Source organism: Microcystis sp. M53602_WE12 (assembly GCF_030065455.1).
GTDB lineage: Bacteria > Cyanobacteriota > Cyanobacteriia > Cyanobacteriales > Microcystaceae > Microcystis > Microcystis aeruginosa.
Map to the genome: position 1 here is coordinate 1 of NZ_JASJFB010000667.1, position 5,924 is coordinate 5,924.

General features: G+C 42.6%; 5 protein-coding genes. 2 read left to right on the plus strand and 3 right to left on the minus strand.

All coding sequences use genetic code 11. The features are described 5' to 3' along the window. Positions 1-275 precede the first annotated feature (275 nt). The 3 genes from PX482_RS20770 to PX482_RS20780 form a co-directional block, all read right to left on the minus strand. Complete coding sequence (locus PX482_RS20770; protein ID WP_002762429.1) at positions 276-620, minus strand: DUF4870 domain-containing protein; 345 nt, start codon at positions 618-620, stop codon at positions 276-278. Positions 621-633: 13 nt separating this feature from the next. Continuing rightward, positions 634-1,638 carry a phenylalanine--tRNA ligase subunit alpha gene (gene pheS / locus PX482_RS20775; protein WP_288056043.1) on the minus strand — a complete coding sequence of 335 codons (1,005 nt, stop codon included), beginning with the start codon at positions 1,636-1,638 and terminating at the stop codon, positions 634-636. A 224-nt stretch (positions 1,639-1,862) separates the two neighbouring features. Further along, positions 1,863-4,202: a DNA methyltransferase gene (locus PX482_RS20780; RefSeq protein ID WP_288095806.1), complete on the minus strand. Its 2,340-nt coding sequence runs from the start codon at positions 4,200-4,202 to the stop codon at positions 1,863-1,865. 458 nt (positions 4,203-4,660) lie between these two features. On the opposite strand from PX482_RS20780, the gene rbp reads away from it, so the two are divergent. Both rbp and PX482_RS20790 read left to right on the plus strand, forming a co-directional pair. Next, entirely contained in the window at positions 4,661-4,957 is a 297-nt protein-coding gene (gene rbp / locus PX482_RS20785; RefSeq protein ID WP_002762425.1) for an RNA-binding regulator, read from the plus strand. A gap of 435 nt (positions 4,958-5,392) precedes the next feature. Next, positions 5,393-5,557: an Asl3888 family RNA-binding protein gene (locus PX482_RS20790; protein ID WP_002733784.1), complete on the plus strand. Its 165-nt coding sequence runs from the start codon at positions 5,393-5,395 to the stop codon at positions 5,555-5,557. Positions 5,558-5,924: the final 367 nt, after the last annotated feature.

A 5,924-nucleotide genomic window follows, 5' to 3' on the forward strand; every position in this document is an offset into this window, starting at 1 on the left:
ACCAAGTAACGAAGAACCCTAACTCTTTTGGTTAGAAAAAGATAAACTTGAGAATCTTCAGTCAAATTTATTGACTCAAAATCAGCTGTACTTAATTTAAATGAATCAACCCTAGGGGTTTGGGGGGTTCTACCCCCCAAAGACGTGGATTGAGTGATAAAATCGGAAGTAATTACCAATTTTAGAAGACAGTTTACATTTAAAAATCCCAACTCAACAGATTTACAAAAATGAGATGCACCGAGGGTTGAACAGGTTGCAACCCCGATAATTAATTACAGAACCCGGAAAATAAAAGGATAACGGAAAACCTTATAAGCATCGTTCCAGACTTGCAGGATAGCAAGAATGGGGAGAACAATATTCACCACAGCAAGAATCGGTAAGAGCAAATAACCGATTAAAACCCAAACTAGAATCCCGGCAATTAGGTAGTATAACCACATATTCAGGTGAAAGTTTAAAGCTTCTTTGGCGTTTTCCTTCACCGTTTCATCATCAGAAATGAAATAAATAGCTAAGGGAATCCCCACCGATACCAGCGTAGCACTCAAAAATATCGAAGCATGACAAGCCACGGATAGGAGTCTTTTTTTGGTTAAATCTTCACTCATGACCATCGGTTTTATCCCCCTAAAATTGGCGGAGAAAGCGGATATCGCTATTATAACAACGGCGAATATCGTCTATCTCATGTAATACCATAGCAAATCTTTCCACGCCAAAACCAGCAGCAAAACCCGTATAGATTTGGGGGTCATAACCGACTGCTTTTAAGACATTGGGATCCACCATACCACAGCCCATCACCTCCAACCATTTGCCTTTCCACTGCACATCTACCTCGGCCGAGGGTTCGGTAAAAGGGAAGTAGGAAGCGCGGAATTTAACCGGTAAATCGGCCCCAAACATTTGCTTAAGAAATTCTTTAATTGTTCCTTTCAAATCCGTAAAGGTTAATCCCCGGTCCACCGCTAATAATTCCACTTGATGGAAAACCGCGGAATGGGTTGCATCCACGGTATCGCGACGATAAACCCGGCCCGGGGCCACAATCCGAATCGGGGGTTCGTGACTTTCCATGTAGCGAATCTGCACCGGGGAGGTATGGGTCCGCAATAAACGACCATCCCTCAAGAAAAAAGTATCCTGCATATCCCGGGCCGGATGGTCAGCAGGGATATTTAAAGCCTCAAAATTATAATAATCGGTTTCTACCTGCGGCCCGGTGGCGATGCTGTAACCCAGACCGACGAAAATATCGATCATGCGATCAACTGTGCTATTTAAGGGGTGAATTCGCCCTAAAGGACGGCTAAGAGCAGGTAGGGTGACATCGAGGGTTTCCGCCGCTAATTTCGCCTTAATTTGGGCATTCTGGAGACTTTCTCGCCGGGATTCCAGCAGCGATTGTACTAATTCTTTGACCTCATTAGCGATCGCACCGAGGCGCGGTCTCTCTTCGGGGCTTAATTTGCCCATTTCGCGTAAAATCTGCGATAATTCTCCTTTCTTACCCAGATAATTCACCCTTAGCTGTTCTAAGTCTTCTAGGGTTGTTGTTTGTTCGATGGAATTTTCCGCTTTCGCTGCCAGGGTTTTTAGGGCAGTTTCGATCGGATGGGGGGATAAACTCATAATTAGGGCATTTTATAGGGCAGCATTCTAGTCTAGTTTATCAAGAGAGGGAATTTGGGGAGACAGTTGCAGGGGCGATTTGCTTTCCGGGGTGACGATTCCCTGAGATGGTTTGCTGTATCATGTTCATCGCTCCCTGTCCCCTCTGATCAAATGGGAGCTTATTGCATGAGTGCCTCGTCGAACCTAGAACTTTCAATAGGAACCAGCTTCTCTTGATTGCATCAGATTTCTGGTTTTTTTAAAATGAACTCGATCGAGGCAAAAACCGCAGATAATTCTAGTTTAGTTGACGAGGAGAGTTTCTGGTAAACTTCGGCAATTTGATTAGAAAAACTATAGACTAATTTATTCTCCATATAGAGAGGATGTCCAATATAGTGGGAATCTTTAAGAATTTTTTTCAGTTTGTTGACTCGCTTCGGTGGAACAATTAACACAAGTTTTCCTGCCAGTTCTGGATAAATTTTTAGTAATTCCATAAAGCGATCGATTCCTGTGGTGATCCGTGTACTGGTTTCTACTTCAAAAGCGAACACTGCATCGCCTAAGTTATTAAACCAGATGAGATCGATCTGTTGTATTTTATCTCTGTCCCACTTTCCTAATTTATCGATCGGTAATTTTTCTAGAGAAATATCTTTAAAAGCTTCTCCATTCCAATAACCTGTAGATTGTTCTTTTTTGCCAATATAAGGCTTTAATCCGACAGCAATAGCAATTTTTGCCAGAGCGTAGATAATTTGATCGTGAGGAATTTTATCTGCTTGTTTGGGAAAATCTAAACCAGTTAAAACGGAAGAAATTGGCTCTATATTTAAATCGAGAGTTAGCTGAAGACCTTCTTCTTGCCCTAGTTGCCAGTGCCGACCATCGGGAGAATAAGCTAACTTTTCTAAAACCTTTAAAATCGATTGATCGCTTGGTGTTGTCCCGTTGATCAGGTTAGGCATGATCGCAAAAATAATTTCATCAAAAGTTGCTACTTTTCCCTGTCGTTTTTTGGCAGTTAGAAAATCCAAGAGATAAAATCTTATTCGATCTTCTAGCGGAATAAAGCAACCGATTTTCGTATTTGTACGAATTCTCCAGAGATGATCTAATTCCGAAAAGTTGAATTCCTCTTTTAACAAAGGAGTAATATCATCTATTTGTTTCTTGACTTGGGTTAGTAAGCCATTTTCCAATAATTTAGGAATGAGCGCATTATAAATATCTTCTGTGGAAGCACCCGAACTTTTAACGATTGTCATCTCGGCCACTTCTTTAATAATTTGCAGGATATCGATCCCGACTTTACTGATGGCGATTGTTTTGGGATTATTCACTTTTCTAAAGTTTAAAACTAACTCTCCCGATAGGACAGTCAGAGGATTTTTCTTTTTGTGTAATGAGGGCGTAGTAGAATGTTGTACAGAGGAATTTACATACTCAAAACCAGCTTCTTGAGCAGATTTAACGATTGCATCCCAATAGGCGGGATCTTTGTGAGCAAAAACAATACTCATCCAGCGATCAAATTTCAAAACTCGAAACATTTCTCGAATGGAATTCGATAACAAATTGATGTAAGTTTCTTTCGATTTCTTTAAATCTCCTCCTTCGATCGCTTCCAATTCTCTTGCGTTATCGCTCACTTCAAATCCTAGCCAAGCATTCCACATAGTCGAGAGATCTAAATAGGCAATATGTTGTCCGTAGGGAGGATCGGTATAGATATAATCCACGGATTCGGACGATATGCCAGTTAAGTCCGTCGCTGAGAAATCAAAAATTGAAAAATTTTCTTGATAAAAATCACCGATTACTGTATTAGTTTCGATCTTGAATTTTGCCGTCCCCTTAAATTTCTGCTCGAATTGTTCCCAGACATTAAGATCGATAGTTTGAGGAGGAATCCAATAGCGATATAAGCGCATAATTCCGCTATTTCCCCGGCTTTTTATTCTTCCTCTCGTGGAACTAAAGGTTAAATTGGTTTTATTGAGAGTTGCCGAGAAAGTAAACCTCATTAAATCTTTAATGATCGGATCGGTGATTAATTCAATCTGGTTGAGAATTAGAGAAAGGGAAAATAATTGACGTTTGGTAAACAAATTTTCTACAGATTCTGCGTCCGCATTTTTCGGTAAACGAACCCCTTGCGGATACCAATAGGGAATCTCTAAATCCGCCGCTTCTTCTGGAGACATTCGATAAACTTCCTCAATCTTTTCCTGACAATTTCTGGCGATGTCATCGAAAGCAGACCGAAAATCATCGATGTTAACGGGACTAACAGCGATATTGCGGCAGATAAAACCAGCCATCGGGTTAATATCCGAGTAAATCGCCTTTCGCTTTAAAACTAGAGCCTCTACCGCAGTCACTCCCGATCCCCCAAAGGGATCTAAAACCACATCTCCCACCTGACTAAAACGCTTAATATATTCCTGTACCACATTCCAAGCGCGCCGGGTAAAATAGGGATGACTTCCCCAATGGCGTAACGTCCCTTGTTTTTTGGGATCGATCGGCCCAGAAATGGGATCGATCATTCTATAGTCGAAGGAGGAAGCACTCATCTGGCCTTAAGAATAGAGTTCTATATATTACTGTACCCAGATGTGAGGGTATGGCGAGGATACCCTCTTGGGAGCATCCTACGCACTGCCGGAGGAAGTCCGGCTCTTGTTGCCGTTTCTCGGCAACAGGTGGGGAAAGCACCCCAGAAATCGAATCCTCGGCCTTAGTTTCCAGGGTTTTTAGGGCAGTTTCGAGCGGATGGGGGGATAAACTCATAATTAGGGCATTTTATAGGGCAGCATTCTAGTCTAGTTTATCCGCTCCCGTGGCGAGACAGGCAGAATCGATAAAAGCTAATAGCTATGTGCTAGGATGGAAATTGAGAATAAAAGTCGGCACTGCGGCTCGTTGTCAGTATTAATGGTCAAAGCGTTTCTGTTTAGTATTGGTTCAGCTAGTTCCCGAAATCTTGGTTCTCTACAAATCTGTTGTTTTTATCTGTGCAAGGATAGGTTTTATGTCAATTTATGTTGGTAATCTCCCCTTCGAGGTTGACCAAGAAGACGTGGTTGAGGTTTTTAAGGAATATGGTGAAATCAAGCGCGTTCACCTCCCCATGGATCGGGAAACGAAAAGAAAACGCGGGTTCGCTTTCGTGGAAATGGAAACCCCAGAGCAAGAAGCGAAGGCTATTGCCGCTCTTGACGGCGCTCAATGGATGGGACGAGAATTAAAAGTCAATCAAGCTCGTGAAAAAGAACCCAGATCTTCCTTCGGTGCTGGCGGCGATCGCAATCGGGAGCGTCGCTACTAATCCCCGACCGTAACCATTCTAGGTGATCGGAAATTTGGGTTGAAAACCCCGTCCTTTTAGGACGGCTTTGTGCGAGAATAGCTCCAGGTTGCCAACCGTGAGAACGTGAGGAAGCAGGTTAAACTTCCTACTCCGTCATCTCAAAATTTCTAACAGTCAATGGTGTTCAATTAAGTCCAAACTGTAAGAACGCAAAACAATTAAATACTGTGGGACACACAGAAATTTACGCTTGGGGAGTAGTCCATAAGAGTGCTTGCCTTATCGGTGTAGTCGGACTAGACATGAAACCGTAAGACCAAAATTAGCGTTGCTAGTGGAGGCAGGATTCAGCCCAAGAATCTCCGCACTTTTAGGGCGGAGAGTGTCAATGTCAATAGGGGGAGCGAGCGCTCGTTTCCCCGCTTGTCTATCTAATATCCCAAGGAGATTCTTGTGGCTAAACGTCGTAATTTGAAAAAAGAAAAAGCTGAACGCAACCGCGCCTACGCGCGTCAATTCCGGGCTGCCTCTAATCGTACCACCACCAGAGGAGGTAGAGGCGGTTATTCCAGCGATCAAAGACAATCTTCGGAAAATGAAGGGGCAGCCGATACCTAATCTGCTGACTTAGTTAGGGTCTGCGGCAAAAAGTTTTTCGTGGGGACAGGGTGTAGGGTGTGGGGTGTGGGGTGTAGGGTTTTACCGATTCTCATCTGGTCAATTACCTAATTTTCAGAGAAAAAGTCCCAGAATTTTCCCCCTATCTCTCCCACAACTGGTACTTTTTGTCAATCAAAAAGTCTAAAAGTCTTACCCAACAAGGTTTTTAGATTTATTCAGCAAGCCCTAATTATGAAAAAATAGGAATTGTTGGAAAACTGAGGCGAGTGGACTGTTCGACCAGGAATCAATCAACAGAAATTGAAGTCAAAAATCTAGACCATCTGGGATTAGTAGCTGGAATTATCGATGAAATAGGAATCGT